This is a genomic window from Streptomyces sp. NPDC045678 (assembly GCF_056432085.1).
The window spans coordinates 321582-345909 of sequence record NZ_JBWKJS010000003.1 but is presented as its reverse complement, the minus strand read 5'-3'; the positions used below and the strand labels follow the sequence as shown (position 1 = coordinate 345909).

General features: G+C 71.4%; 20 protein-coding genes and 1 pseudogene. 5 read left to right on the top strand and 16 right to left on the bottom strand.

What is annotated here, in order from left to right:
- Window positions 1–2: 2 nt before the first annotated feature.
- Window positions 3–1202, bottom strand: coding sequence for a pyruvate dehydrogenase (acetyl-transferring) E1 component subunit alpha (gene pdhA / locus AC07DO_RS12505; protein ID WP_479059052.1), 1200 nt, complete (start codon window positions 1200–1202; stop codon window positions 3–5).
- A gap of 405 nt (window positions 1203–1607) precedes the next feature.
- On the opposite strand from pdhA (AC07DO_RS12505), the gene AC07DO_RS12500 reads away from it, so the two are divergent.
- Both AC07DO_RS12500 and AC07DO_RS12495 read left to right on the top strand, forming a co-directional pair.
- The gene (locus AC07DO_RS12500; protein WP_150185148.1) at window positions 1608–2270 is read left to right on the top strand and encodes a response regulator; all 663 of its coding nucleotides are present in this window, start codon (window positions 1608–1610) and stop codon (window positions 2268–2270) included.
- A 114-nt stretch (window positions 2271–2384) separates the two neighbouring features.
- Window positions 2385–2807: a pyridoxamine 5'-phosphate oxidase family protein gene (locus AC07DO_RS12495; protein WP_479059051.1), complete on the top strand. Its 423-nt coding sequence runs from the start codon at window positions 2385–2387 to the stop codon at window positions 2805–2807.
- Window positions 2808–2847: 40 nt separating this feature from the next.
- Here AC07DO_RS12495 and AC07DO_RS12490 read toward each other — a convergent pair whose 3' ends face one another.
- Window positions 2848–4410 carry a protein kinase domain-containing protein gene (locus AC07DO_RS12490; protein ID WP_479059049.1) on the bottom strand — a complete coding sequence of 521 codons (1563 nt, stop codon included), beginning with the start codon at window positions 4408–4410 and terminating at the stop codon, window positions 2848–2850.
- A 305-nt stretch (window positions 4411–4715) separates the two neighbouring features.
- Here AC07DO_RS12490 and AC07DO_RS12485 point away from each other — a divergent pair, with 305 nt between their 5' ends.
- Window positions 4716–6365, top strand: coding sequence for a protein kinase domain-containing protein (locus AC07DO_RS12485; protein WP_479059047.1), 1650 nt, complete (start codon window positions 4716–4718; stop codon window positions 6363–6365).
- Between the two features lie 77 nt (window positions 6366–6442).
- Here AC07DO_RS12485 and AC07DO_RS12480 read toward each other — a convergent pair whose 3' ends face one another.
- The 9 genes and pseudogenes from AC07DO_RS12480 to pdhA (AC07DO_RS12440) form a co-directional block, all read right to left on the bottom strand.
- On the bottom strand, window positions 6443–6988 hold the full coding sequence (locus tag AC07DO_RS12480) for a bacterial proteasome activator family protein (protein ID WP_479059046.1): 546 nt from the start codon (window positions 6986–6988) through the stop codon (window positions 6443–6445).
- 65 nt (window positions 6989–7053) lie between these two features.
- On the bottom strand, window positions 7054–7467 hold the full coding sequence (locus AC07DO_RS12475; protein WP_479059045.1) for a hypothetical protein: 414 nt from the start codon (window positions 7465–7467) through the stop codon (window positions 7054–7056).
- Between the two features lie 199 nt (window positions 7468–7666).
- The gene (locus tag AC07DO_RS12470) at window positions 7667–8644 is read right to left on the bottom strand and encodes an NAD(P)H-quinone oxidoreductase (protein ID WP_479059044.1); all 978 of its coding nucleotides are present in this window, start codon (window positions 8642–8644) and stop codon (window positions 7667–7669) included.
- A 186-nt stretch (window positions 8645–8830) separates the two neighbouring features.
- On the bottom strand, window positions 8831–9928 hold the full coding sequence (locus AC07DO_RS12465) for a potassium channel family protein (protein WP_479059042.1): 1098 nt from the start codon (window positions 9926–9928) through the stop codon (window positions 8831–8833).
- A gap of 257 nt (window positions 9929–10185) precedes the next feature.
- Window positions 10186–11586: pseudogene (locus AC07DO_RS12460) on the bottom strand (molybdopterin molybdotransferase MoeA); the annotation flags it as partial.
- Window positions 11583–12581, bottom strand: a complete 999-nt coding sequence (locus AC07DO_RS12455) for an NTP transferase domain-containing protein (protein ID WP_479059041.1) — start codon at window positions 12579–12581, stop codon at window positions 11583–11585. The pseudogene AC07DO_RS12460 and the gene AC07DO_RS12455, both read right to left, overlap by 4 nt.
- A gap of 186 nt (window positions 12582–12767) precedes the next feature.
- The gene (locus AC07DO_RS12450) at window positions 12768–14366 is read right to left on the bottom strand and encodes a dihydrolipoamide acetyltransferase family protein (protein WP_479059040.1); all 1599 of its coding nucleotides are present in this window, start codon (window positions 14364–14366) and stop codon (window positions 12768–12770) included.
- Window positions 14366–15382: an alpha-ketoacid dehydrogenase subunit beta gene (locus AC07DO_RS12445; RefSeq protein ID WP_479059039.1), complete on the bottom strand. Its 1017-nt coding sequence runs from the start codon at window positions 15380–15382 to the stop codon at window positions 14366–14368. Before AC07DO_RS12445 ends, AC07DO_RS12450 begins: the two co-directional genes overlap by 1 nt.
- Window positions 15379–16524, bottom strand: a complete 1146-nt coding sequence (pdhA, locus tag AC07DO_RS12440; RefSeq protein ID WP_479059037.1) for a pyruvate dehydrogenase (acetyl-transferring) E1 component subunit alpha — start codon at window positions 16522–16524, stop codon at window positions 15379–15381. The genes AC07DO_RS12445 and pdhA (AC07DO_RS12440) overlap by 4 nt, the downstream gene beginning before the upstream one ends.
- Window positions 16525–16728: 204 nt before the next feature.
- On the opposite strand from pdhA (AC07DO_RS12440), the gene AC07DO_RS12435 reads away from it, so the two are divergent.
- Window positions 16729–17256 (top strand): Lrp/AsnC family transcriptional regulator, encoded by a 528-nt coding sequence (locus tag AC07DO_RS12435; protein WP_479059723.1) that lies wholly within the window; start codon window positions 16729–16731, stop codon window positions 17254–17256.
- Between the two features lie 70 nt (window positions 17257–17326).
- Here the strand turns inward: AC07DO_RS12435 and AC07DO_RS12430 are convergent, their stop codons facing one another.
- Window positions 17327–17920 carry a TetR/AcrR family transcriptional regulator gene (locus AC07DO_RS12430; RefSeq protein ID WP_479059036.1) on the bottom strand — a complete coding sequence of 198 codons (594 nt, stop codon included), beginning with the start codon at window positions 17918–17920 and terminating at the stop codon, window positions 17327–17329.
- Window positions 17917–19428: a 3-hydroxyacyl-CoA dehydrogenase gene (locus AC07DO_RS12425; RefSeq protein WP_479059034.1), complete on the bottom strand. Its 1512-nt coding sequence runs from the start codon at window positions 19426–19428 to the stop codon at window positions 17917–17919. The genes AC07DO_RS12430 and AC07DO_RS12425 overlap by 4 nt, the downstream gene beginning before the upstream one ends.
- 197 nt (window positions 19429–19625) lie before the next feature.
- Here AC07DO_RS12425 and paaN point away from each other — a divergent pair, with 197 nt between their 5' ends.
- Entirely contained in the window at window positions 19626–21317 is a 1692-nt protein-coding gene (paaN, locus tag AC07DO_RS12420; protein ID WP_479059032.1) for a phenylacetic acid degradation protein PaaN, read from the top strand.
- Between the two features lie 46 nt (window positions 21318–21363).
- Here the strand turns inward: paaN and AC07DO_RS12415 are convergent, their stop codons facing one another.
- The 3 genes from AC07DO_RS12415 to AC07DO_RS12405 are packed head-to-tail and all read right to left on the bottom strand — an operon-like array spanning window position 21364 to window position 24280.
- Entirely contained in the window at window positions 21364–22143 is a 780-nt protein-coding gene (locus AC07DO_RS12415) for a TrmH family RNA methyltransferase (RefSeq protein WP_479059030.1), read from the bottom strand.
- Window positions 22140–23441 (bottom strand): HTTM domain-containing protein, encoded by a 1302-nt coding sequence (locus AC07DO_RS12410; RefSeq protein ID WP_479059028.1) that lies wholly within the window; start codon window positions 23439–23441, stop codon window positions 22140–22142. Before AC07DO_RS12410 ends, AC07DO_RS12415 begins: the two co-directional genes overlap by 4 nt.
- Window positions 23438–24280, bottom strand: coding sequence for a DUF5819 family protein (locus AC07DO_RS12405; protein ID WP_479059026.1), 843 nt, complete (start codon window positions 24278–24280; stop codon window positions 23438–23440). The genes AC07DO_RS12410 and AC07DO_RS12405 overlap by 4 nt, the downstream gene beginning before the upstream one ends.
- Window positions 24281–24328: the final 48 nt, after the last annotated feature.

The following is a 24328-nucleotide window of genomic DNA, read 5'->3' as shown; positions in this document are numbered from 1 at the left end:
GGTTACTTGACCTCCCCGGCCGCGGGGGCGTCCGCGAACGACGCCTGGTAGGCGGCGAACTGGGCGCGCTCCTCGTCCACGAGGGCGTGCCCGTCGGCATAGGCGTTCTCGAAGATCGCCATCAGATCCGGATCCGGCATCGCCCGCACCACCTCTCGCACTCGCTTGCCCAACGCTTCGCTCTCGTCGTCGAGTTCCGCGAAGAATCCCTCATCCGCGTGACCTTCGGACTCCAGGTACGCCCGCAGCCGCAGGATCGGGTCCTTTGCCTCCCAGGCCACCCGCTCGTCGTCGTTCCGGTACTTGGTCGGGTCGTCGGAGGTGGTGTGCGCACCCATGCGGTACGTGAACGCCTCGATCAGCGCCGGTCCCTCGCCCGCGCGGGCGCGCTCCAGCGCCCACTTGGTGACCGCGAGACAGGCCAGGACGTCGTTGCCGTCGACCCGTACGCCGGGGAAGCCGTAGCCCTGCGCGCGCTGGTAGAGCGGCACCCGGGTCTGCTTCTCGGTGGGCTCGGAGATCGCCCACTGGTTGTTCTGGCAGAAGAACACGACGGGGGCGTTGTAGACCGCGGAGAAGGTGAACGATTCGGCGACGTCGCCCTGGCTGGAGGCGCCGTCCCCGAAGTACGCGATCACGGCCGAGTCCGCGCCGTCCTTGGCCACGCCCATCGCGTAACCGGTGGCGTGCAGCGTCTGCGAGCCGATGACGATCGTGTACAGGTGGAAGTTGTTGCTGTTCGGGTCCCAGCCGCCGTTGTTCACGCCGCGGAACATGCCGAGCAGGTTCGTCGGGTCCACCCCGCGGCACCAGGCGACGCCGTGCTCGCGGTAGGTGGGGAAGACGTAGTCGTCGTCGCGGGTGGCGCGGCCCGAACCGATCTGGGCGGCCTCCTGGCCGAGCAGCGACGCCCACAGGCCCAGCTCGCCCTGGCGCTGCAGAGCGGTGGCCTCGGCGTCGAAGCGGCGGGTGAGGACCATGTCGCGGTAGAGAGCGCGCAGCTCCTCCGCGGTGATGTCCGCGACGTACGCGTCGTACACCGCGTTCTTCGCGTCCTTGACCCGCTTGCCCTCGGGCGTCAGCAACTGGACGAGCTCGGGCTCGGTGCTTTTCTGCGGCGCGGGCTTCTTGGCGCTTGCGCGCTTGCCGCCGCCGGTACTGCTGCGGCGCGGTTTGCGCGCGGCGGTGCTCTCCACGGTCACGTGTGCTCCTCCGTCGGTCCGGCCCCCGGGGGTTACCGGGAAAACCAGTACGGCTCGCCTGGTCCGTGCCCGCGCACGGGGTGGGTGCGACTCAGCCGGGAACAGGCGTGACAGGTGCCCCGGCGAGCGCCCTGCTCAAAGCACGTTACCCAGTGCTTCCCATTTCTGTGAAACCCCATCTGACCTGCGAATTTGCTTGGATTTCCAAGTAAACGGTCAGTCAGTCGACATACTCGGATTTCCGAGTAGACCGAGAAAACCGGGAACACTTCCTGGTCACAGCACTGATCACAGCCTGGCAGGGGGCCGGAACACCGGCACGTTATCCCGGCCACCCCGGGGACGGGAAGGGTTCCGAAGGGTTCCGCACAGGCACGCAAAGAGATCGTGTGTGAGACTGGCCCCGTGCGCGAAGATGGAAAAATTACGGTTTTTCTCCTCGACGACCATGAAGTGGTCCGGCGTGGAGTCCATGAGCTGCTGTCCGTGGAAGCCGACATCGAGGTGGTCGGCGAGGCGGGCACCGCGGCGGACGCCCTGGTCAGGATCCCCGCGACCCGTCCGGACGTGGCGGTGCTCGACGTGCGCCTGCCGGACGGCAGCGGTGTCGAGGTGTGCCGCGAGATCCGTTCGCAGAACGAGGACATCAAATGCCTGATGCTCACTTCGTTCGCCGACGACGAGGCCCTTTTCGACGCGATCATGGCCGGCGCCTCCGGCTATGTCCTCAAGGCCATCCGCGGCAATGAGCTCCTCACGGCCGTGCGCGACGTAGCCGCGGGAAAGTCCCTGCTCGACCCCGTCGCGACGGCCCGGGTCCTGGAGCGGCTGCGCGACGGCAACAACGCCAAGGGCGACGACCGCCTGGCCAACCTCACCGAGCAGGAGCGGAAGATCCTCGACCTGATCGGCGAGGGCCTGACCAACCGCGTGATCGGCGAGCGGCTGCACCTCGCCGAGAAGACGATCAAGAACTACGTCTCCAGCCTGCTGTCCAAGCTGGGCATGGAGCGGCGCTCCCAGGCCGCGGCGTACGTGGCACGCATGCAGGCGGAGAAGCAGCACTGACGCACGCGGGGGCGCGACGGACAGGGGAACCCGCCGGTTCAGGGACTTACGTCCTCCGTTGATGGGGGCGGGATCCCCTTTTCCGACGCCCTGTCGATGAACCAAGGTGGGTGCATGCCCACCGACGAACGGCTCGCCTTCGAACTGCTCCGCCGCACCGACTACGGCCGGGTGGCGACCAGCATGCGCGCGCTGCCCTTCCTCGCCGCGGCACGGCACATCGTCGTGGACGGGAAGGTCCTGCTCCGCATGCACAAGGGATACGGCTACCACCAGGCCTGCGTCGGCAGCGTCGTCGCGTACGGCGCGGACAACCTCAATGTGGCGAGCGCGAAGGACGGCCAGTGGACCGTCCAGCTCGTCGGCGTCTGCGACCGGGTCGAGCCGAGCAACGCGGAGCTCGAACTCTTCGGGCCCACCCCGCACTACGTGGACGGCGAGCTCTTCGACCCGGTCTACATGCGGATAGAGCCGCAGTTCACCACGGTCCACACGCTGCACACCGGCCACGACCGCCAGCTGCAGCACATCCTGTAGACAGCCGTCCGGCAGCGACCGGCAGCGTCCGGCCGGCGGCTCAGGCCCCTTCGCCGTCGGCGCCGCCGTTGCCCGCGCCCTCGTCGTCCCCACCGGGATCGGTCGGGTCGCTCGTCGGCTCGGTCGGGTCCTTGGTGGGCGTCGTCGGATCGCCGGTCGGCGTGGACGGATCACCGGTCGGCGTCGTCGGGTTCCCGGTGGGCGTCGTCGGACGCGTCGTCGGGTACGTCGGGTTCGTCGGCCGGTTCGTCGGCTCGGTGTAGTCCGTCTCGCCGCCCGTGCCCGTGTCCGGGTCCGACGTCTCGTCCTGCGTCTCGTCGTCCGCGCTCTTGCTCGGCTCCTTCGACTGCGACTGCTTCGTCGCCGGAGTCTTCGGCGGGTCCTTCTGGTCCTTCTTGCCGCTCGCGTTCAGCGCGAACGCGACGCCCACCGCGATCGCGATGATCGCGAGCACGGCGAAGAGCCACATCTTGCCGCGGCCGCCCTTGCCGCCGCGCGGCCCGCCGTCGAAGCCGCCGTCGTCGCCCGGCGGACGCAGCATCGGGCTCGGGATCTGCGCGGTACCGGAGTCCGGGTGCGCCATCGCCGTGGTGCCCCCGACACCCATGGCCGGGGTGTTGCCGCCCTCGTGCATCGCCACGGGGCCGGTGTTCCAGGTCCCCGTGTGGCTGCCCTGCTCGCTGAGCATCTGCAGCCCGTACTGGACCAGGCCGCGCATCTCCTCGGCGGTCTGGAACCGGTCGTCCGGGTCCTTCGCGAGGGAGCGCATGACGAGCCCGTCCAGCTCCGGCGGCGCCGCGTCCGAGACCTCGGACGGCGGCACGGCCTGGTCCTGGACGTGCTGGTACACGACGGAGAGCGGCGTCTCACCGGTGAACGGGGGCCGCAGGGCGAGCAGCTCGTAGAGGAGACAGCCCGTCGCGTACAGGTCGGAGCGGTGGTCGACGGCCTTGCCGAGCGCCTGCTCCGGCGAGAGGTACTGGGGCGTGCCCATGACCATGCCGGTCTGCGTCATCGTCGACTGCGCGCCGTGCAGGGCGCGCGCGATGCCGAAGTCCATCACCTTCACCGCACCGGTGTTGGTGATGATCACGTTCGCGGGCTTGATGTCACGGTGCACGATGCCGTGCTGGTGCGAATAGGCCAGGGCTTCGAGGACGCCCGACACGATGATCAGCGCCTGCTCCGGACCCGGCGCCTCCGCGTTGATCAGCAGATCGCGGATCGTCCGGCCCTCGACGATCTCCATGACGATGTACGGGACGACGTTCGGCCCGACGGCGTCTTCACCGGAGTCGTACACCGCCACCACAGCGTGGTGGTTGAGACCGGCGACGGACTGCGCCTCACGCGTGAAACGCGCCTTGGAGACCGGGTCCTCCGCGAGGTCGGAGCGGAGCAGCTTGACCGCGACCGTACGGCCGAGACGTACGTCTTCGGCCGCGAAGACCTCGGCCATGCCGCCCCGGCCGAGTCTGTGGGTCAGCCGGTACCGGCCGTCTCCGACGAGCCCGCCGTTCCCCCACAATTCAGGCGCGTCTGACATACCGCCGCCAGTCGCCTCGGGGTCGGACGGGCCCTGAGCGCGCTGCGTCTGTGCCATCAGTCCTCGCCGTCGTTTCTGGTCGTGGTACTTGGTGCCGAGTACGTGGAGATACCGGGTACTCAGTCGGCCACGCTACAGCCTTCGCGCCCCCCGCCGGTCCGAGGTGGACCGGACATCAAAGCCGCCCGGGGGTCCCGTGCGCAAACTTGTAACGCTTCCGAGACGCTTCTTGCGCGTACGGTCACGGAACGGGCACCGAGCTTGACGCGTCATCGTCCTGGGGCAGACTTGGCCTGGAATAGCGGTTATCGATCAGCAGCCGCGGAGCCGTCCGGCAGCCGCGCCGATGGGGGACGCACGAGATGAGCAGCCAGGACGGCGCACAGGGGCGGTACGCGGGGCGTTCGCTGGCCGGTGGCCGCTACCAACTGCGCGATCTGCTCGGCGAGGGCGGCATGGCGTCCGTGCATCTCGCGTACGACACGGTGCTTGACCGCCAGGTCGCCATCAAGACACTTCACACCGAGCTCGGCCGCGAACAGTCCTTCCGCGAGCGCTTCCGCCGCGAGGCCCAGTCGGTGGCGAAGCTCACGCACACGAACATCGTGTCGGTCTTCGACACCGGTGAGGACGAGCTCGACGGCACGACGATGCCGTACATCGTCATGGAGTACGTCGAGGGCAAGCCGCTCGGCTCGGTGCTCGACGCCTCCGTCACGCAGTTCGGCGCGATGCCGACCGACCAGGCGCTGAAGATCACCGCTGACGTCCTCGCGGCCCTGGAGATCAGCCACGAGATGGGCCTGGTCCACCGCGACATCAAGCCCGGCAACGTCATGATGACCAAGCGCAACGTCGTCAAGGTCATGGACTTTGGCATCGCCCGCGCCATGCAGTCCGGCGTCACCTCCATGACGCAGACCGGCATGGTCGTCGGCACCCCGCAGTACCTCTCCCCGGAGCAGGCGCTTGGCCGCGGCGTCGACGCCCGTTCCGACCTCTACTCGGTCGGCATCATGCTGTTCCAGCTGACCACCGGCCGACTGCCGTTCGAGGCGGACTCGCCGCTCGCTATCGCGTACGCGCACGTCCAGGAGGAGCCCGTCGCTCCGTCCTCGATCAACCGCTCCCTGCCGCCGGCCGTGGACGCGATCGTCGCCCGTGCGCTGAAGAAGAACCCGAACGAGCGTTTCCCGACCGCCGAGGCCATGCGCGACGAGTGCCTGCGCGTCGCCCAGTCCTTCCAGGCGGCGGCCCCCAGCATCGTGCCGGGCGCGCAGACCGCGAGCGGCGCGGGCGTCGGCTCGGCGGTCTTCCCGCCGGTCGACACGTCGCTGCCGCAGAGCGGCGCCGTCCAGACGCCCTACCAGCCGGGTTCCTACGGCCCCGCCACTCCGGCCCCCGCACCCACGCCGGGCTACGGCTACCCGCAGCAGAGCGGCTACCAGACCCCGCCGCCCGTCAACGCGTACGCCCCGCAGCAGCAGGGCGCGCACACCCCGCCGCCGTACAACCTCTCGCCACAGCCCGCCACGGCTGCCTCGTCGGTCGGTTCGGGCGGTTCGGGCGGCTCGGGGGGCGGCAAGCGGAACATGCCGGTGATCGTCGGCTCGATCGTCGTCGCGCTCATCGCCATCGGCGGCCTGATCACCGCTCTGACGCTCAGCGGCGGCGACGAGGGCAAGGAAGCCACCGACGACAAGTCGAAGCAGCCGGTCGCCGGTCACAAGGGGCCCGACCGGTCGATGGTGATCGAGACCGAGAAGTGCACCGAGCCCGAGGTCGGCTACAACGACGAGGAAAAGATCAAGGTCCCTGACTTCACGTTCAAGGACTGGAAATCGGTCCTGTCCTGCCTTCAGGCGGCCGGCTGGCAGCACGACAAGCGCAAGGTCGACGAGAACGCGTACGGCGAGGACACCGTCATGCGGCAGACCCCGAAGGAAGGCACGGAGGTCGACCCGAAGAACCTGGAGATCCAGTTCGACGTGTCATCGGGCAATCCGGCTTAGTCCCGGCTCGGGCGGTCTTCTTACGCCGAAGGGCTCGGTACGCGTCCCGCGTGCCGAGCCCCTTTGCGTACCGCGCGTTACAGGTAGGGGCCGCCCGTGCGGCCCGCGAGGCCGCCGCCCTCGTCCTCCTCCTCGCCGCCGCCCACGCCCGGCGGCAGCGCCCGCCGCATGGACTCCAGCTGGGCCCGCGCCGCCATCTGCTGCGCGAACAGTGTCGTCTGGATCCCGTGGAAGAGGCCCTCCAGCCAGCCGACCAGCTGGGCCTGCGCGATCCGCAGCTCCGCGTCGCTCGGCGTCGCCTCCTCGGTGAAGGGCAGGGAGAGCCGCTCCAGCTCCTCGACCAGCTCGGGGGCGAGGCCGTCCTCGAGTTCCTTGACCGAGCTGGCGTGGATCTCCTTGAGACGGACCCGGCTCGCCTCGTCGAGAGGAGCCGCCCGCACCTCCTCCAGCAGCTGCTTGATCATGCTGCCGATGCGCATCACCTTGGCCGGCTGTTCGACCATCTCGGTCACCGGGACCTCGCGGGATTCGTCGTCTCCGCCGCCACCGAGAGCCATTCCGTCCTGGCCCACGACCAGGACCTGGGGGCTCTCCGACGACCGTTCGTTCCTCGGCATCTCCATGCCGCCATTCTCTCGCACCCGTACGTCACACATCGGTGGTGCCCCCATACGCGCCTGATCCACCCTCAGCCGCGGCGCAGCCGCAGCCCCAGGAAGCCGAGTCCGAGTCCGACGAGGACGAGCCCGCCGCCGAGGGGGAGGACGCGGAGGTTGGGCAGCACGGGGCCGACCGGGGCACGTTCGGTGGGGTCGGACGCGGTGTCCCGGTGGGCCGCGGGGGTCGGCCTCGGCTGCCGCGGGGGCGGGGCGACCGGCGGCGTGTGGGGCACGGGCGTCGGGTCCAGGACGGGCGGCTGAACGCCTCCGGGCCGCTCGCGGCCCTCACCGGCGGCGCTTCCGGCGCGGGGGGTCTCTTCGACGGTGGTGACGGTGGCGTGCGCGGCGGGGGCGGGGGCGTGTGCGGTCAGGGCCGCGAGGAACGCTGCGCCGACCAGGGTGATCGCGGGGGCCGCGCGGCGGCTCGCCCAGGAAGCCTTCACGGGAACAGCGTCACATGAGGGGGCATGTCCGGCATCTCGGCCGGGGTGGGGCGGTGGGGCCGAGGTGGGGTGGTGGGACTGGGGGCGGTGGGGTTGGGGGGCGGTGCGCTGGTGGGGCGACGGGGCGGTGGGGGCCGGGGGCCCCGCGCCGCAGGTCTGCGGCGGGGGCACTGCCCTGCCTGCCGGCCGCCGCCGTCCGCTACCGCGTCAGCAGCACCTTGCCGATGTGACTGCTCTCCTCCAGGACCCGGTGCGCCGCCGCCGCGTCCCGCATCGGCACGGTCCGGTCCACGATGGGCCGCACGTGGCCCCCGCCGATCAACGGCCACACGTGCTCCCCTACGGCCGCGATGATCGACGCCTTCTCGGCGGCCGGGCGGGCGCGCAGCGACGTGGCGGTGACGGCGGCCCGCTTGGTGAGCAGCGCGCCGATGTTCAGCTCGCCCTTGGCGCCGCCCTGCATGCCGATGATGGCGAGGCGGCCGTTGACGGCGAGGGCGCGCACGTTGCGGTCGAGGTACTTCGCGCCCATGTTGTCGAGGATGACGTCCGCGCCGGCCCCGTCCGTGGCCCGCTCGATCTCCTCGACGAAGTCCTGCTCGCGGTAGTTGATGAGGACGTCGGCCCCGAGGTCGCCACAGAACGCCAGCTTCTCCTTGCTGCCCGCCGTGACGGCGACCTTCGCGCCGACGGCCTTGGCGAGCTGGATGGCCATGGTGCCGATGCCGCTCGAACCGCCGTGCGCGAGCAGCGTCTCGCCGGGCCTGAGGTGGGCGATCATGAAGACGTTGGACCACACGGTCGAGGTGACCTCGGGCAGCGCGGCCGCCGTGACGAGGTCGACGCCGTCGGGCACGGGCAGCAGCTGGCCCGCCGGGACGACGACCTGCTCCGCGTAGCCGCCGCCGGAGAGCAGCGCGCACACCTCGTCGCCGACCGACCAGCCGGAGACGCCGGGGCCGAGCGCGGTGATGCGTCCTGAGCACTCCAGGCCGGGGTACGGGGAGGCGCCGGGCGGCGGGTTGTAGAAGCCCTGCCGCTGCAGCAGATCGGCGCGGTTGACGGCGCTCGCCGTGACCTCGACGAGCACCTCGCCCTCGCCGGGCACGGGATCGGGGACCTCGGCCCAGACGAGCGCTTCGGGGCCACCGGGTTCGGGGATCGTGATCGCATACATGCTGGCGAGGCTACTCGCGTACGGGGCGAAGGGCCGGGCGTGGGAGCCGGGCGGGAGAGCCGGGCGGGAGAGCCGGGGGTGGAAGCCGGGCGGGAGAGCCGGGCGGGAGAGCCGGGGGTGGAAGCCGGGCGGGAGAGCCGGGGGTGGAAGCCGCCCGTTACGCGGGCCGCCCCCTCCCTGCCGGGATCAGCTCGGGCGCAGGGGCTTGATGTCCGGGGCGACCGCTGTGGTGGGTGACGCTCGTACGATCGTGATCAGGCGGTCCGTCAACTCCAGCTTGCCGACGGCCGGATCGTCGTACCCGAGCACGCGATGCCCTCGTACGACGCTCACCACCAGGTCGTCCGTCTCCCGCACATTCAGTCCCACCTCGGCCTTTATGACCGGGCGTTCGACGAGGTCGAGGCCGCTGCCCTGCTGGATCAGGTCCTCCATGACCATGCCCGCGCTCGGGCTCAGCACGGAGAGACCGAGCAGTCGGCCGGCCGCGCTGGCGCTGGTGATCACGGCGTCCGCGCCGGACTGACGGAGCAGCGGAGCGTTCTCCTCTTCCCGCACCGCCGCCACGATCTTCGCGCCGCGGTTCAACTGACGGGCGGTGAGCGCGACCAGCACCGCCGTGTCGTCGCGCTGCGTCGCGATGATGATCTGGCGGGCCCGCTGCACCTCAGCGCGGAGCAGCACATCGCTGCGCGTCGCGTCGCCGATGACACCCGCGAACCCCTCTGCCGTGGCCGCGTCGATCACCTTCGCGCTGGGGTCGACCACCACGATCTGCTCCGGCTTCAGACCGGTCGCGCAGACCGTCTGGATCGCGGAACGACCCTTCGTACCGAAGCCGACGACAACAGTGTGTTCACGCAAGTTGGACCTCCAGCGGGACAGACGCCATTCCTCGCGCGTCCGTTCCGTGAGCACTTCGAGAGTGGTGCCGACCAGGATGATCAGGAAGAGCACGCGCAACGGCGTGATCAGAAGAATGTTGGTGAGCCGCGCGCTGTCGCTGTACGGGACGATGTCGCCGTATCCCGTGGTCGAGAGCGTGACCGTCGCGTAGTACGCGGCATCGAGGAAGTCGACGCGGTTGTCCGAGTTGTCGTGGTAGCCGTCGCGGTCGATGTACACGATGAACGTCGTCAGGGCCAGCACGAACAGCGCCATCGCGAGACGGCGGGTGACCTGGCGCAACGGACGCTCGACCGTACGCTGGGGCAGTTTGATGCGGTATGTCGTGTGCTGCTCTTCGGGGTGACGCGCCATGGCGTCATGCCCGGGAAGTTTCACGTGAAACGCTCCTCGCCGTCTACGACTGCCCCATCCCCGGGCCCAGCCCCCACCACGGGGCCGGCCCCGGATCCGGTACCGACTCCGGCCCCGGATCCCTTGCCACCTTCGGATCCCTTGCCGCCTTCGGGTCCCTTGCCGACTTCGGATCCAGCTCCAGCTTCAGCTCCGGCTCCGGCTCCGGAACCTGCGCTGTCCTCGGCTTGGCCCCCGTCAATCGGACCACCGTACAAAGCCGCGCCCGCGCCCGTTCCGGTGCCCACCTCGGGAACGGCCCACGGCAGGTCGAGGACCTCGAGCTCCCTGCCCGCCCGCGCCCCGCCGGGCGGCACGACGGCGAGCCCGTCGGCCGCCGCGATCCCGCGCAGCATCGCGGGGCCGTTGAAGTGCAGCGGCACGGCACGCTCGGCGCGCAGGGCGACAGGGACGAGGCGGGTGTCGTGCGGGTGTCCCTGGACGCCGTCGCGCAGGGGAGCGGTGTACGTGGCGGGACCGCCGCAGCCCGCCGCACGGCCGGAGAGCGTACGCAGCAGGGGCTCGGCCAGCGTGAGCAGGCCGGACACGGCGGCGAGCGGGTTGCCGGGCAGGCCGACGAGGTGCCGCCCCGCCCCGACGCGGGCCAGCAGCATGGGGTGCCCGGGGCGCACCGCGACACCGTCCACGAGCAGTTCGGCGCCGATCCGGCGCAGGATGGGGTGCACGTGGTCGACCGGTCCCGACGCGGTGCCGCCCGTCGTGACGATCAGGTCGGCGGTCGACGAGGTGATCGCGTCGTGGAGGGCTTCGGCGTCGTCACCGAGCCGCCGGACAGCGGCCACTTCGGCGCCCAGCGCGTGCAGCCAGGGCGGCAGCATCGGGCCGAGCGCGTCCCGGATGAGCCCGTCGCGCGGAAGACCGTCCGTCAGCAACTCGTCGCCCAGGACGAGCACTTCGGCGCGGGGCCTGCGGAACACCGGCAGGGCGTCGTATCCGGCGGCCGCGGCGAGACCGAGCACCGCGGGGGTCACCAGGGCGCCGGCGGGCAGGAGGTGCTCGCCGGAGCGGCACTCCTGGCCGCGCGGCCTGATGTCCTGGCCGGTGATCACGTCGCGCAGGGCGTGCAGCCTGCCGTTGTCGTCGGTCCTGCCGTGCTCGCTGCGCAGCACGGCGGTGGCGTCCTGCGGGATGCGGGCGCCCGTCGCGATACGGACCGCCTCACCGTCGGAGAGGGCGTCCGGCCTGGCATGTCCGGCGAGGATCCCGTCGGCCCGTACGGTCCAGGGGCCGGGGCCGCCGACGACCCAGCCGTCCATCGCCGAGGTGTCGAAGGAGGGCAGGTCCGTGAGGGCGGTGAGCGGCGCGGCGAGGATCAGGCCGAGGGCCCCGTGCAGCGGTACCTCGACGGGCTCGGTGCCGGGCCCGGGGGCGGCCCGCTCGGCGCGGGCGCGGGCGGCGGGCCAGGAGGTGGTGTCGCGGGCGGCGGGGATGGATGCCGGGGCGGTCTTGGAGGGCGGGGTCGCTGGGGCGGGTCGAGTCGGCGCCGGGGCCGACGGCGGCCGGTGCGCGGGGTTTCCGTGGGCGTGGGCGTCGTGGGCGTCGTGGGCGTGGGCGTCACGGTGCCCGTTCACCAGGGCGAGGGCCTCGTCGAGCTCGGCGTCCGACGCGGGCTGCCCGGTCATCCGGCATCCGGAGGCGTACCGGGCGCGGAGCCGGGTTGCGGGGTGCCCGGCTGCGGGGGGTCGGGCTTCTGGGGGTCGGGCTTCTGGGATCCAGGCTGCGGGGAGCCGGGCTTCGCGTCCTGCTGGTCCTCGTCCGTCCAGCGGGCCGCGAGAGCCACGGCCTTGCGCGTCGCCTCGGCCACCGCCTCGGCACCGCCGGCCGCCCCGCCGCGCGCCGCGGCCTGCGCCGCCGCGTACCCGACGAGGAACGTGGTCAGCGGTGCCGCGGGCCTGGCCACGCCGTGCGCGGCGTCGCGAGCGAGGTCCAGGAGGGCGCCGGTGTCGACGTCGAGCTCGATGCCCAGCTCGTCCTTGACTGCGGAAATCCATTCATCCAACACGTTGCCATGCTCCCTGATCCGCGCCCGGGCGGAGGCGATGTCGTCCCAGGTGTCGCAGTCGAAAGCGGCGAGGGGGTCGGCGACCCGGGTGAGGGCGAGCCGCCCGGTGAGCCGCCGCAGCGGCAATCCGGTGAGCCCGCCAGCCTCGCGGCTGTCCCGCCCGCCGAGCGCGGCGATCTCCCGCAGGAGTGCGTCACGCCGGTAGGCCGCGACGAGTGGCTGGTCGCGGCCGTCGGGGTCGGTGAGGACCGCGCCGTCCGCGCCGCTCCCGGCGAGCGCGCCGAGGAGACGGCACACGGTCTGTTCGCCCAGGAACGGCAGGTCGGCGGAGAGCACGACCACCCGCTCCGCCGTCGTGCGCGCGAGCCCCGCGTCGAGCGCGGCCAGAGGGCCGCCGCCCGCGGGCTCCTCGCGTGCCCAGACGACAGGGCGCACGGTCGGCCGGGGCGCGGCCACCACGACGGTCGTACCGGCGCCGGAGCAGGCCGCGAGCACCCGGTCGATCAGCGCACGGCCGCCGACCCGCACCCCCGGTTTGTCCGCGCCACCGAGGCGGGCGGCGCCGCCCCCGGCGAGCACGACGGCGTCGTACGGGCCGCCCTCTTTCGTGGTCACACCCCGAGTATGGGCATACGAAGGATCATTGACACCCCCGCGAAGGGCCCCACGGGCAGGGGACTTACGTCACGCCCCCCGGGAGGCCTCCGTGCCTCTTGGCCTCCACGCCTCCCCACCTCTTGGCCTCATGCCTCATGACTCATCGCCTCATGGCTCATGGCTCATGGCTCATGGCTCATGGCCTCATACCGACCGCAGCAACACTGTCGGCTGCTCGACACAGTCCGCCACGTACCGCAGGAAGCCACCCGCCGTGCCGCCGTCGCACACCCGGTGGTCGAAGGTGAGCGACAACTGCACGACGTGCCGCACGGCCAACTCGCCCTGGTGCACCCACGGCTTGGGCACTATGCGGCCCACGCCGAGCATGGCCGCTTCGGGGTGGTTGATGATCGGCGTGGAGCCGTCGACCCCGAACACGCCGTAGTTGTTGAGCGTGAAGGTGCCTCCGGTGAGCTCCCCCGGCGTGAGCGTTCCCGCGCGCGCGGACTCCGTGAGCCGTATCAGCTCCGCGTTAATCGAATCGGTCGACCGCGCCTGGGAGTGCCGTACCACGGGGACGACCAGGCCGCGCGGGGTCTGCGCGGCGAAGCCGAGGTGGATGTCGGCGAACTGCCGCACCTCACGCGCCTCCATGTCCACGGCGGAGTTGAGCGCCGGGAAGCGGGTCAGGGCGGCCACGCTGATCCGCGCGAGGAGCGCGAGGAGCGACACCTTCTGGCCGTCGCGGTCCGTCATCGCGTCGTTCACGGCCTTGCGGGCCGCCAGCAGCTCGGTCGCGTCGGCGTCGACCCAGCAGGTCGCCTCCGGTATCTCACGGCGACTGCGGGACATCTTGTCGGCGATGAGGCCACGGAGCCCGGTCAGTGAGTGCCGCGACTCGAGACCCGTCCTGCGCGGCTCCTCTCCGGCCTCCACGCTCTGCCGCGCCTCGTGACGCCCTGCACGGATCAGCTCGTCGTCCTCCCTGGCGGCCGCCTTGAGCGCCCGCGCACGTTCGTCGTCGGACGTCCCGGCCTGCGCCACCGCCCGGCGCGCCTCGACGGCAGCGTCGACGTCGGCCCGCAGGATCAGCCCGTCCGGCCCGGACCCCACCAGGCCGCGCAGATCCACGCCGTTCTCCCGCGCCAGCTTGCGCACGAGCGGGGAGATCACCGGAACCGGCCCGTCGGAAGCGGAAGCGGAAGCCGAAGCAGGCGGGGTGGGTGCAGAGGGTGTGGGTGCAGAGGGTGTGGGAGCCGACGGGTTGGGCGCCGGCGGGGTGGAAGCCGACGGGGCCGAAGCCGACGGGCTAGATGCCGGGGAGGGGGAAGCTGGCGGGGCCGAAGCCGGGGAGGCCGAAGTCGGCGGGGCGGAGACCCGCGCGGCCCGCACCCGACGCCGCCGCGCAGGCGCCGCAGCCGTCCCGTACCCGACCAGCACGTTCCCGGAGGACTCCTCGGCGGCCTGCTCCGCGGCAGCGCGCTCCGCGGCCGTCTGCAGGGCCCGATCGGCGGGCTCCTCGGGCGCCCCGCCCGACACCGCCCCGCCGGACTCCGCACCCACCGCCACCGTCAACAGCGGCGCGCCCACCGGAAGTTCCGTTCCCTCCTCGCCGAATCGGGCCGTGACCACGCCTCCGTAGGGGCACGGCACCTCGACCATCGCCTTGGCCGTCTCGACCTCGACGACCGGCTGGTCCACGGTCACGACGTCGCCGACCTCGACGAGCCAGCGGACGACTTCCGCCTCCGTCAGCCCTTCCCCTAGGTCGGGCAGCTTGAATTCAAGGACCTGGGCCATCAGCTGTCCGCCTCCCACTGCAACCGCGCGACCGCGTCCAGGATCCGGTCGACGCCCGGGAGATGGTGCTTCTCCAGCATCGGCGGCGGATACGGGATGTCGAAGCCCGCGACCCGCAGCACCGGCGCCTCCAAGTGGTGGAAGCACCGCTCGGTGACACGCGCGGCGATCTCGCCGCCGGGGCCGCCGAAGCCGCCGGACTCGTGGACGACGACGGCCCGTCCGGTCCGCCGCACGGACGCGGCGACCGTCTCGTCGTCGAACGGCACCAGGGAGCGCAGGTCGACCACTTCGAGGTCCCAGCCCTCGGCGCGGGCCGCCTCGGCCGCCTCCAGGCAGACGGGCACGGACGGCCCGTACGTGATGAGCGTGGCGCTGTGTCCGGAGCGCCGCACGACCGCGCGGCCTATCGGTTCAACGGTCCGCGGGGCGTCCGGGTTCCAGTCGGCCTTCGACCAGTACAGCCGCTTCGGCTCAAGGAAGACGACGGGGTCGTCGGAGGCGATGGAGGCGCGCAGCAGCCCGTACGCGTCGGACACGGTGGCGGGCGTGACGACGTGGAGGCCGGGCGTCGCCATGTAGTACGCCTCGGAGGAATCGCTGTGGTGCTCGACGCCGCCGATGCCGCCGCCGTAGGGCACGCGCACGGTGATGGGCAGCGGCATCGCGCCCCGCGTGCGGTTCCGCATCCGCGCCACGTGCGAGATCAGCTGCTCGAAGGCGGGGTACGCGAAGGCGTCGAACTGCATCTCGACGACCGGCCGCAGTCCGTACATCGCCATGCCGACCGCCGTGCCGAGGATGCCGGCCTCGGCGAGGGGCGTGTCGGTGCAGCGGTCCTCGCCGAACTCGGCGGCGAGCCCGTCGGTGACCCTGAAGACACCGCCGAGCGCTCCGACGTCCTCTCCGAGGACGTGGACGGACGGGTCCTCGGCCATCGAGTCCCGCAGCGCGCGCCCGAGCGCCTGCGCCATGGTGGCCGGTTTGGTGACCGGCTTCGCCGCGACCGTGGTCATCGGGCTTCCTCCTCCGCCTCTTCCGAGGCCACTTCGAGCTCGGCCCGCAGCTGTGCCGCCTGCTCCCTGAGCTGGGAGGTCTGCTCGGCGTACACGTGCGTGAAGAGGTCCATGGGATCGAGCACGGGCTCCTGGTTCATGTGCGCGCGCAGGTCGGCGGCCATGGCCTCGGCGTCCTCGCCCGCCTGCCGCTTCATGTCGTCGTCCAGAAGTCCGCGCTCCGTCAGTTCCCGCTCCATGAGCAGGATCGGGTCGTGGTCGCGCCAGGCGTCGACATCGGTGTCCCGCCGGTAGCGCGTGGCATCGTCGGCGTTGGTGTGCGCCTCCATGCGGTACGTGACCGCCTCGACGAGCGTCGGGCCGCCACCCTCACGCGCGCGGGCGACCGCTTCGCTCAGCACCTCGTGCATCGCCGCCGCGTCGTTGCCGTCGACCAGGCGTCCCGGAATGCCGTACCCCACGGCCTTGTGGGCCAGGGACGGGGCCGCGGTCTGCTTGGCGAGCGGCACGGAGATCGCGAAGCCGTTGTTCTGCACGAGGAAGACGACGGGGGCCTGCCACACCGCCGCGAAGTTCAGCGCCTCGTGGAAGTCGCCCTCGCTGGTGCCGCCGTCACCGACCATGGCGAGCGCGACCACGCCGTCGCCCTTGAGCCGGGCCGCGTGCGCGAGGCCCACGGCGTGCGGGAGCTGCGTCGCAAGAGGGGTGCTCAGCGGCGCTGTGCGATGCTCGCGCGGGTCGTACCCGGTGTGCCAGTCGCCGCGCAGCAGCGTCAGCGCGCTCGCGGGATCGAGGCCGCGGGCGACCACGGCGAGCGTGTCCCGGTAACTGGGAAAGAGCCAGTCCCGCTCCTCCAGGGCGAGGGCGGCTGCGATCTCGCACGCCTCCTGCCCGGTGCTGGAGGGATAGACCGCGAGCCTGCCCTGCTTGGTCAGCGCCGTCGCCTGCGTGTTGTACCGACGGCCGCGCACGAGCTCCGCGTAGAGCCGCCGCAGCAGCTCCGGGTCGACCTTGTCGGCGGCGCCGGTGCCCAGAACGCGGTAGGGCTCCGCGTCCGGCAGCAGCGGCGCGGGGTCGGTCCTGGGCTGCCAAGCGGGGGGCGGGGTGGGCCGGTAGGCGCCCCGCTGCTCCATGACCGTCATGACGGCACCTCCTGGGGGAAGCGGACTCCTCGTGGGAGCGGCAAAAGAGGCGCGCGGCGTGATGCGCCTCACCTACCGATTGTTCGGTCGTCGGCACATTTTGGCTACAGGCACCTCCAGGCTGTGGACAGACGGTTCTGCACAGCCTGGGATGGATGCAGTACGTCCATGGTAGGGAGGCGGGGGGACATGGCATCTGAACGAATGGCCGACGGACCGGACGGCGCCCACACGGAGCCACAGATGCCGGATCCGCGCCCTCCGGACGCCATAGACCGCGACATCCTCCAGATCCTGCACACGGACGGTCGCGCATCGATACGCTCCGTGGCCGAACGGGTCCATGTGTCACGGGCCAACGCGTACGCGCGCATCAACCGCCTCATCGACGACGGCGTCATCCGGGGTTTCGGGGCGCGCATCAATCACGAGCGCGCCGGGCAGGGCGCGTCCGCGTACATCACGCTCAAGATCGTCCAAAACACCTGGCGCACGGTGCGCGAACATCTGCGCACCCTTCCCGGTGCGTCCCACATCGCACTCGTCAGCGGCGACTTCGACGTACTGCTCCTGGTGCACACGCCGGACAACCGGGCCCTGCGAGAACTGGTGCTCACCCGACTGCAGTCCATCCCCGAAGTACTCAGCACGCGTACGTTGCTGGTCTTCGAGGAGGACGACATAAAGCCGGAGAGCTGGCCTCCGCCGGGCTCGGCGCCCCCCGGCGCTTAGCCGGGGGCGGCGCACGCCCGGGGGCCGGGACTCAGCCGGGCCGGGGGTCGCGACTCAGCCGGGCCGGGGCTCAGCGGTCCGTGCGCAGCCCCGCGAAAGCCAGCTGCACGACCGCGTCGGCGATCTGCTCGCCGTTGGCGGCGCCCCGGCTCTCCGGCCGGTACCACTCCACGATGGAGTTGATCATTCCGAAGAGCAGCCGGGTGGCGAGCCGCAGTTCGACGTCGGAGCGCAGGTCACCGTCGGCGACCGCCTCCTTGAGCAGCGCCGCCACCTGCTGGTCGAACTCCCTGCGCCGCTCCATCGCCCAGCGCTCGGTGTCCGTGTTGCCGCGCACCCGCAGCAGCAGCGTCACATAGGGCAGTTCGGCGACCAGCACCTCGACCGTGCGGCGCGTCACGTGCTCCAGACGCCGCACCGCACTGCCCACGCGCGCGTGCTCCTCGGCGAGGATCCCGAAGAGCCCGTCGAGCGCCCGGCTCACGGCCCGGCGCAGCAACTCCTCCTTGCCCGCCACGTGGTGGTAGATCGAGGACTTGGAGATGCCGGCCGCCTTGGAGAGGTGCTCCATGGACGTGCCGTCGTAGCCGCGCTCGTTGAAGACCCGAACGGCCACGCTCAGGAGCGTCTCCGGGGTGTACGTGTCGCGCCGGGCGGTGGTCATGAGTACTCCTCTCGCACGGCTTGGCGCCGCAGTGCCTGGGAGGGCGCGTAACGCCCGGTGGGGTACTCGTCGTGCAGGGCGTCGAGCGCCTCTGCCACCCGGTACGTGGTGAGGCGGCGGCCCCATGCGAGGGGACCGAGCGGGTAGTTGACGCCGAGCCGCATGGCGGTGTCGACGTCCTCGGCGTCCGCGACCTCGCGCCCTACGGCGTCCAGGGCGAAGTCGACGAGCATCCACACCGTGCGGGCGACGATCATGCCGGGGGCGTGCCCGATGACGCTGACCTTCTTGCCGAGCGCCTGGAAGAGGCCGATCGCCTCCTTCAGGGACTGCTCGCCGACCCTGCTCGAAGGGGCGAGGGCGATCCTGGTGGCGGCGCGGTAGTCCAGCGCCAGGTCGAAGTGGATGGTGGGCTCCACATCGGTGTCGGCTGCCGTGCCGTCGGCCAGGGCGAGCCGGGCCCCACTGGGCAGCTCGATGAAGCCGGGGTACTCGGGGACACCCTTGCCTCGTCCGACCCGGATGCCCGCCTCACTCATGAGGGCGGTCAGCGCGTCCGCCGGGAACAGGTCGCCGTGCACGGCGACGGACTCCGGCGCCTTCGCGGGCGGCGCGGTGTGCGGCTCCGCGCGCGGGGCGTCGTCCTCGTACGCGTACCAGCCCCGTCCCGACTTCCGTCCGAGGCGGCGCGACTCCACGAGGCGGCGCTGCGCCAGTGACGGCGTGAACTTGGGGTCCTGGAAGAAGGACTCCCACACGGAGCGGGTGACGGCTTCGTTGACGTCCTGGCCGATGAGGTCGGTCAGCTCGAAGGGGCCCATCTTGAACCCGCCGCACTCGCGCAGGACGGCGTCGATCGTGGCGGGGCCGGCGACCCGCTCCTCGTACAGGCGCAGCGCCTCGGCGTAGAAGGGCCGTGCGATGCGGTTGACGATGAAGCCGGGGGTGTCCGCGCAGCGCACCGGGGTCTTCCCCCAAGCCTTGGCCGTCTCGTACGCGCGCGTGGCCGCGGTCTCCTCCGTCGCGAAGCCGCTGACGACCTCGACGAGGGGCAGCAGCGGCGCCGGGTTGAAGAAGTGCAGGCCGACGAAGCGGCCCGGTGCGCGCAGGGCGCCCGCGATGGCGGTCACGGAGAGGGACGACGTGTTGGTGGCCAGCAGACAGTCCTCGGCGACGATCTCTTCGAGGTCAAGGAACAACCGCTGCTTCACGTCGAGTTGTTCGAGGATCGCCTCGACGACGAGACCGCAGTCGGCGAGCTCCGCGAGGCTCTCGGCAGGGGCGAGCCGGTGGCCGGCCGCGGCACGGTCCTCGGCGGTCAGCCTGCCCTTCTCGACGAGCCGGTCCAGGCGCGCACCGATCGCGTCGGCCGCCGCCTTCGCGCGGCCGGGCACGGCGTCGTACAGCCGCACGGGGTGGCCCGCGACCAGGGCGACCTGGGCGATGCCCTGCCCCATGGTTCCGGTACCGACCACGGCAACGGCGCTGCTGAACTCGAGTGCTGTCATGTTCGCGATCCTCCCGCACGGCCCGTCGGCCGCAGGGTCCGGGGTGGCCCGGCAAGAAGTTGTCCACAGCTTTGGCGGACCCTCTTGTCCCGACCGATCGTTCGGTTACTCTAGCTCTGTCAGAGCGTTCCTGCCCACCGTCCCTGCCCAGCTCGCCAGCTCGACGAAGAGCTGCCCGAGGAGGAGTTGGTCCCGTCATGGCCGCCGAACTCACCGCGCCCCAGCTGATCGCCAAGCACCGGCCCACCCTCGACCAGGCGCTGGAGACCATCCGCACGCGCGCGTACTGGTCCCCCCACCCCGAGCACCCGAAGGCGTACGGGGAGAACGGCACCCTGAGCCTGCCCGAGGGAAAGGCCGCCTTCGACGCCCTCCAGGGCACCCGCTTCGACCTCGACCAGCCCGGCACGGACGACTGGGTGGGCGGCGAAGTCTCGCCGTACGGCCCGGAGTTGGGCATCACGTACCCCCACCCGGACATCGACACGCTGTTGCCCGCCATGCGCGCCGGGATGCGCGCCTGGCGCGACGCGGGCGCGGAAGTGCGCGCGATGGTCTGTCTGGAGATCCTGTCGCGCATCAGCGCCCGCACGCACGAGTTCGCGCACGCGGTCATGCACACCAGCGGCCAGGCCTTCATGATGGCCTTCCAGGCGGGCGGTCCGCACGCGCAGGACCGAGGCCTCGAAGCGGTCACTTATGCGTACGCCGAGCAGTCCCGCACCCCCGACGCCGCCGAGTGGACCAAGCCCCAGGGCAAGCGCGACCCGATCGCGCTGAACAAGCGGTTCACCCCCGTCGCGCGCGGCATCTCGCTCATGATCGGCTGCAACACCTTCCCGACGTGGAACGGCTATCCCGGGCTGTTCGCCTCGCTCGCCACCGGCAACCCCGTCCTGGTCAAGCCCCACCCGCGCGCGGTCCTGCCCCTGGCGCTCACGGTGCGGATCGCCCGCGAGGTCCTCGCCGACGCGGGCTTCGACCCGAACCTCGTCTGCCTGGCCGCCGAGCGGCCCGACGAGGGCATCGCCAAGACGCTCGCCGTGCGCCCCGAGATCAAGCTGATCGACTACACCGGATCGACCGCCTTCGGCGACTGGCTCGAGGCCAACGCCCGCCAGGCGCAGGTCTACACGGAAAAGGCCGGGGTCAACACCGTCGTCGTCGAGTCGACGGACAACTACAAGGGAATGCTGGCCAACCTCGCCTTCTCCCTGTCCCTGTACAGCGGCCAGATGTGCACCACCCCGCAGAACCTGCTGATCCCACGCGACGGCATCAGGACCGACGCGGGGGCGAAGTCGTACGACGACGTGGTCGCCGACCTCGCGGCCTCGGTGGATGGCCTGCTCGGCGACGACGCGAGGGCCAACGGCGTCCTGGGCGCCCTGGTCAACCCCGACGTGAAGTCCCGCCTCGAAGCGGCCGCGGGCCTCGGCGAGGTCGCTCTCCCCTCGCGGGAGATCGCCAACCCGGACTTCCCGGACGCCGTCGTCCGCACCCCGGTGATCGTCAAGCTGGACGGCGCCAAGCCGGACGCCGAAGCCGCCTATCTGAGCGAGTGCTTCGGCCCGGTCTCCTTCGCGGTCGCCGTCGACTCGGCGACGGACGCGGTGGAGCTGCTGCGCCGCACGGTGCGCGACAAGGGAGCGATGACCGTCGGGGCGTACACGACGTCGGAGGAGATCTCCGCCGCCATCGAGGAGACCTGCCTCGAAGAGTGCGCCCAGCTGTCCCTGAACCTCACGGGCGGCGTCTATGTGAACCAGACGGCGGCGTTCTCGGACTTCCACGGCTCGGGCGGCAACCCCGCGGCGAACGCCGCGCTGTGCGACGGCGCGTTCGTGGCCAACCGCTTCCGCGTGGTGGAGATCCGCAAGGACGCGTGACGTCCGACGCGTCTCGCATAACGCGTGACGCGCGGCGTGCGGCGGGTCAGGCCTCCGGACCCGGGGGCCTGACCGCCGACCAGTGGAAGAGCGCCATGCCGACGCTCGTCGCCAGGTTGTAGCTGGAAACCTGCGGGCGCATCGGCAGGGACACCAGGTGGTCCGCGCGCTCACGCAGTGCGGCCGAAAGACCGCTGCGCTCGGAGCCGAAGGCGAGCACAGCGTCGTCCGGGAGCTTCAGGCCCCTGATGTCCTCGCCCTCCGCGTCGAGTGCGAAAACCGGCCCGGGCGGGAGGTCGGCCACGTCCATGCGCTCCACGGCGGTCGCGAAGTGCAGACCCGCGCCGCCCCGCACCACGGTGGGGTGCCACGGGTCGAGCGTGCCGGTCGTCACGACCCCGGTCGCCCCGAACCCCGCGGCGAGCCGGATCACCGCCCCGGCGTTGCCCAGGTTGCGCGGGTCGTCGAGCACGACGATCGGCGCGGACCGGGACGACCTCCGCAGCGCCTCCAGATTGGCCGCGCGCGAGGGACGTACCGCCAGGGCGGCCACGGCCGTGGGATGCAACCGCGGCACCAGGGCGCGCAGCCGGTCGTCCGGGACCTCCGTCAGGAGCTCGCCGAGCGCGTCCTTCACGTCCGGCGCGAGCTCGTCCGCGAGGGACAGCACGGCGGAACGGTCACTGGTCAGCGCGACCTGCACCCGGGCGCCGAAGCGCAGTGCGTGCTTGATCGCGTGGAAGCCGTCGAGCAGCACGGACGTATCGGCGAGCCCGCGCCAGGTGCGTCCGGCGCCGTCGGGCTCCGCCCCGTCCGTCCTGTTCATGACGTGAAGCCTACGCGGGCGGGGTCGGTGGGTTCCTCGCCCCGCGCCCCACCGCCCCGCGCCCAGCCCACAGAGCCCTCGGACTTCGCCGACTCCCCGGAGTTCGCGGGGCTCCCTGAGTCCTCGGAGTCCCCGGAGCGCTGTTCCGGCACATCACTGCCGCGGGAGAGCGGAAGGCGGGATACCGCCCCTTCACGCGCGCGTGCCGCCCAGCGGCCGAGCCGCCGCAGGAACGACGTCGGCAGGAAGACCGCGTCGGCCGCGATCATCGCGAGCGAGAAGAACGGCAGCCCCAGAATGACCGCGATCACGGAGTGCTCGACGATCATGGCCACGAGCAGGACGTTCTTCACCCGGCGATTGAAGAGGGTGAAGGGGAAGGCCACCTGCACGGCGACCGTTCCGTACGTCACCAGGAGCACCATGATGCCGTGGGACGTGAGCAGTTCGGAGAGGGCGGGCCACGGGGAGAAATAGTCGAGGTTCAGCGGGTAGTACACGGCCGTGCCGTCCTGCCAGCGACTCCCCTGGATCTTGTACCAGCCGGCGGTCGCGTAGATCAGGCACGCCTCGACCATGATCACGAGCAGTCCCGCGTTGTGGGCGAGGTTGGCCACGACGTCGAGCAGCTTCCGCAGTTCACTCTCCGGCGCCCGCCGCCCCACGGCCCACCAGAAGCCGTGCACCAGCCACAGTCCCCAGAAGAGCGGCAGCCACCCGCCGCTGAGCTCCCCCATGAACGTCACGACGGAGAGGCCGAGCCCGAGCACCCACCACAGGACGGGCCCGGCAGGACCGACCGGGTCCCGCGCGTCCTCACCCGCGCGTTCCGCACGCCGCGCGTCCAGTGACCAGACCTGACCGCAGCGCGTGAAGACCAGATACGTCGACATCAGGTGGATGACGTTGTCGCCGCCGTCCCCCATGAAGATGCTGCGGTTCTGCAGCGACAGCACGCCGATCATGAAGATCACGGACATCGCGCGCGTGTGCCATCCGAGCAGCAACAGGACGCTGCTGAGGATCCCCACCGCGTAGACGATCTCGAACCAGAGGTGCCCGTCCGACCACATCAGAGCGGTGAAGGCGCCGTTGCTCGCGATGAGCTGCTGCGCCATGTCCCAGTTCCACGGGCCGTCGGGCCCGTACATCTCATGGCGGTGGGGGAGTTCGCGCAGCAGGAAGAACAGCCAGGTGCCGGCGAATCCGATACGGATCACCGCGGTCTGGTACGGCCCCAGGGCGACCCCCGTGACGTTGTTGATGCCGCGCGCCAGCGGGTGCTCGAAGCGGCTCATCGGGCAGCCCCCTCCGCGCCGATGTCCGCGCGGCCCTTCGTGTCGGCGTCCGCGTGGCCTTTCGTGTCGGCGTCCGCGTGGCCTTTCGTGTCGGCGCTTGCACGGTCCTTCGTGTCGGCGCCCGCGCGCCCATTTCCGTCGGAGAGGGGCAGGTCGTCCGGCTCCACCGTCCACCACGGGAGCACCCGGTAGGCGGGCTTGAGGGAGACCTTCTCTTCGCTCCACTTCGGCGGCCGCACGCTGGTCGTCTTCGAGCGCAGCTGCACGCGCGCGATCTCGTCCCCCTCGCGTCCCGGCTCCTCGCGGTCGAGCCGCATGTACGCGATGCGGCGGACGTAGCGCTCGGAGAGCTGGCCCCGCAGGCCGACGGGACGATTCTGCGAGTCGTGCGAGCCCACGTAGAAGTCCCAGGCGCGGCGGAGTTCGTTCTGCTGCGTGTGGCTGGGCAGCAGGCTTCCGTCGATGGCGGCGCCGTCCTCGGCGGAGAGGCCGTACCAGTCGGTGGTCCGCACACCCCCGTCAGCCGTACGAAGCTCCGCCCGGGCCTGCACCGCGACGTTCTGCTGGAGCGGGTTGGGCGCGAAGAGCTTCCAGTTCTGTTCGAACTCGGGGTAGATCCATTCGTCGACCACGTCCCCGTGCTGCTTGGTCAGTGTGTTCGAGGGCGCGACGTGCAGGAACAGCATGGTGACGTGGACGCAGGCGGCCGCGGCGACGACGGCCAGGGCGCATGCGGCGGCGATCTGGTACCCGAGCCTGAGCCCGGCGATCCCGACCCGGACCGGCCGCTCGGCGGCCTCTTCGGCCCCGCCGCCGGAGCCCTCGTCGTTCCGGTCCATTCCGCCCCGTTCCCCGTTCCCGCACCGACCCTGCCGCCGGAACGGTAC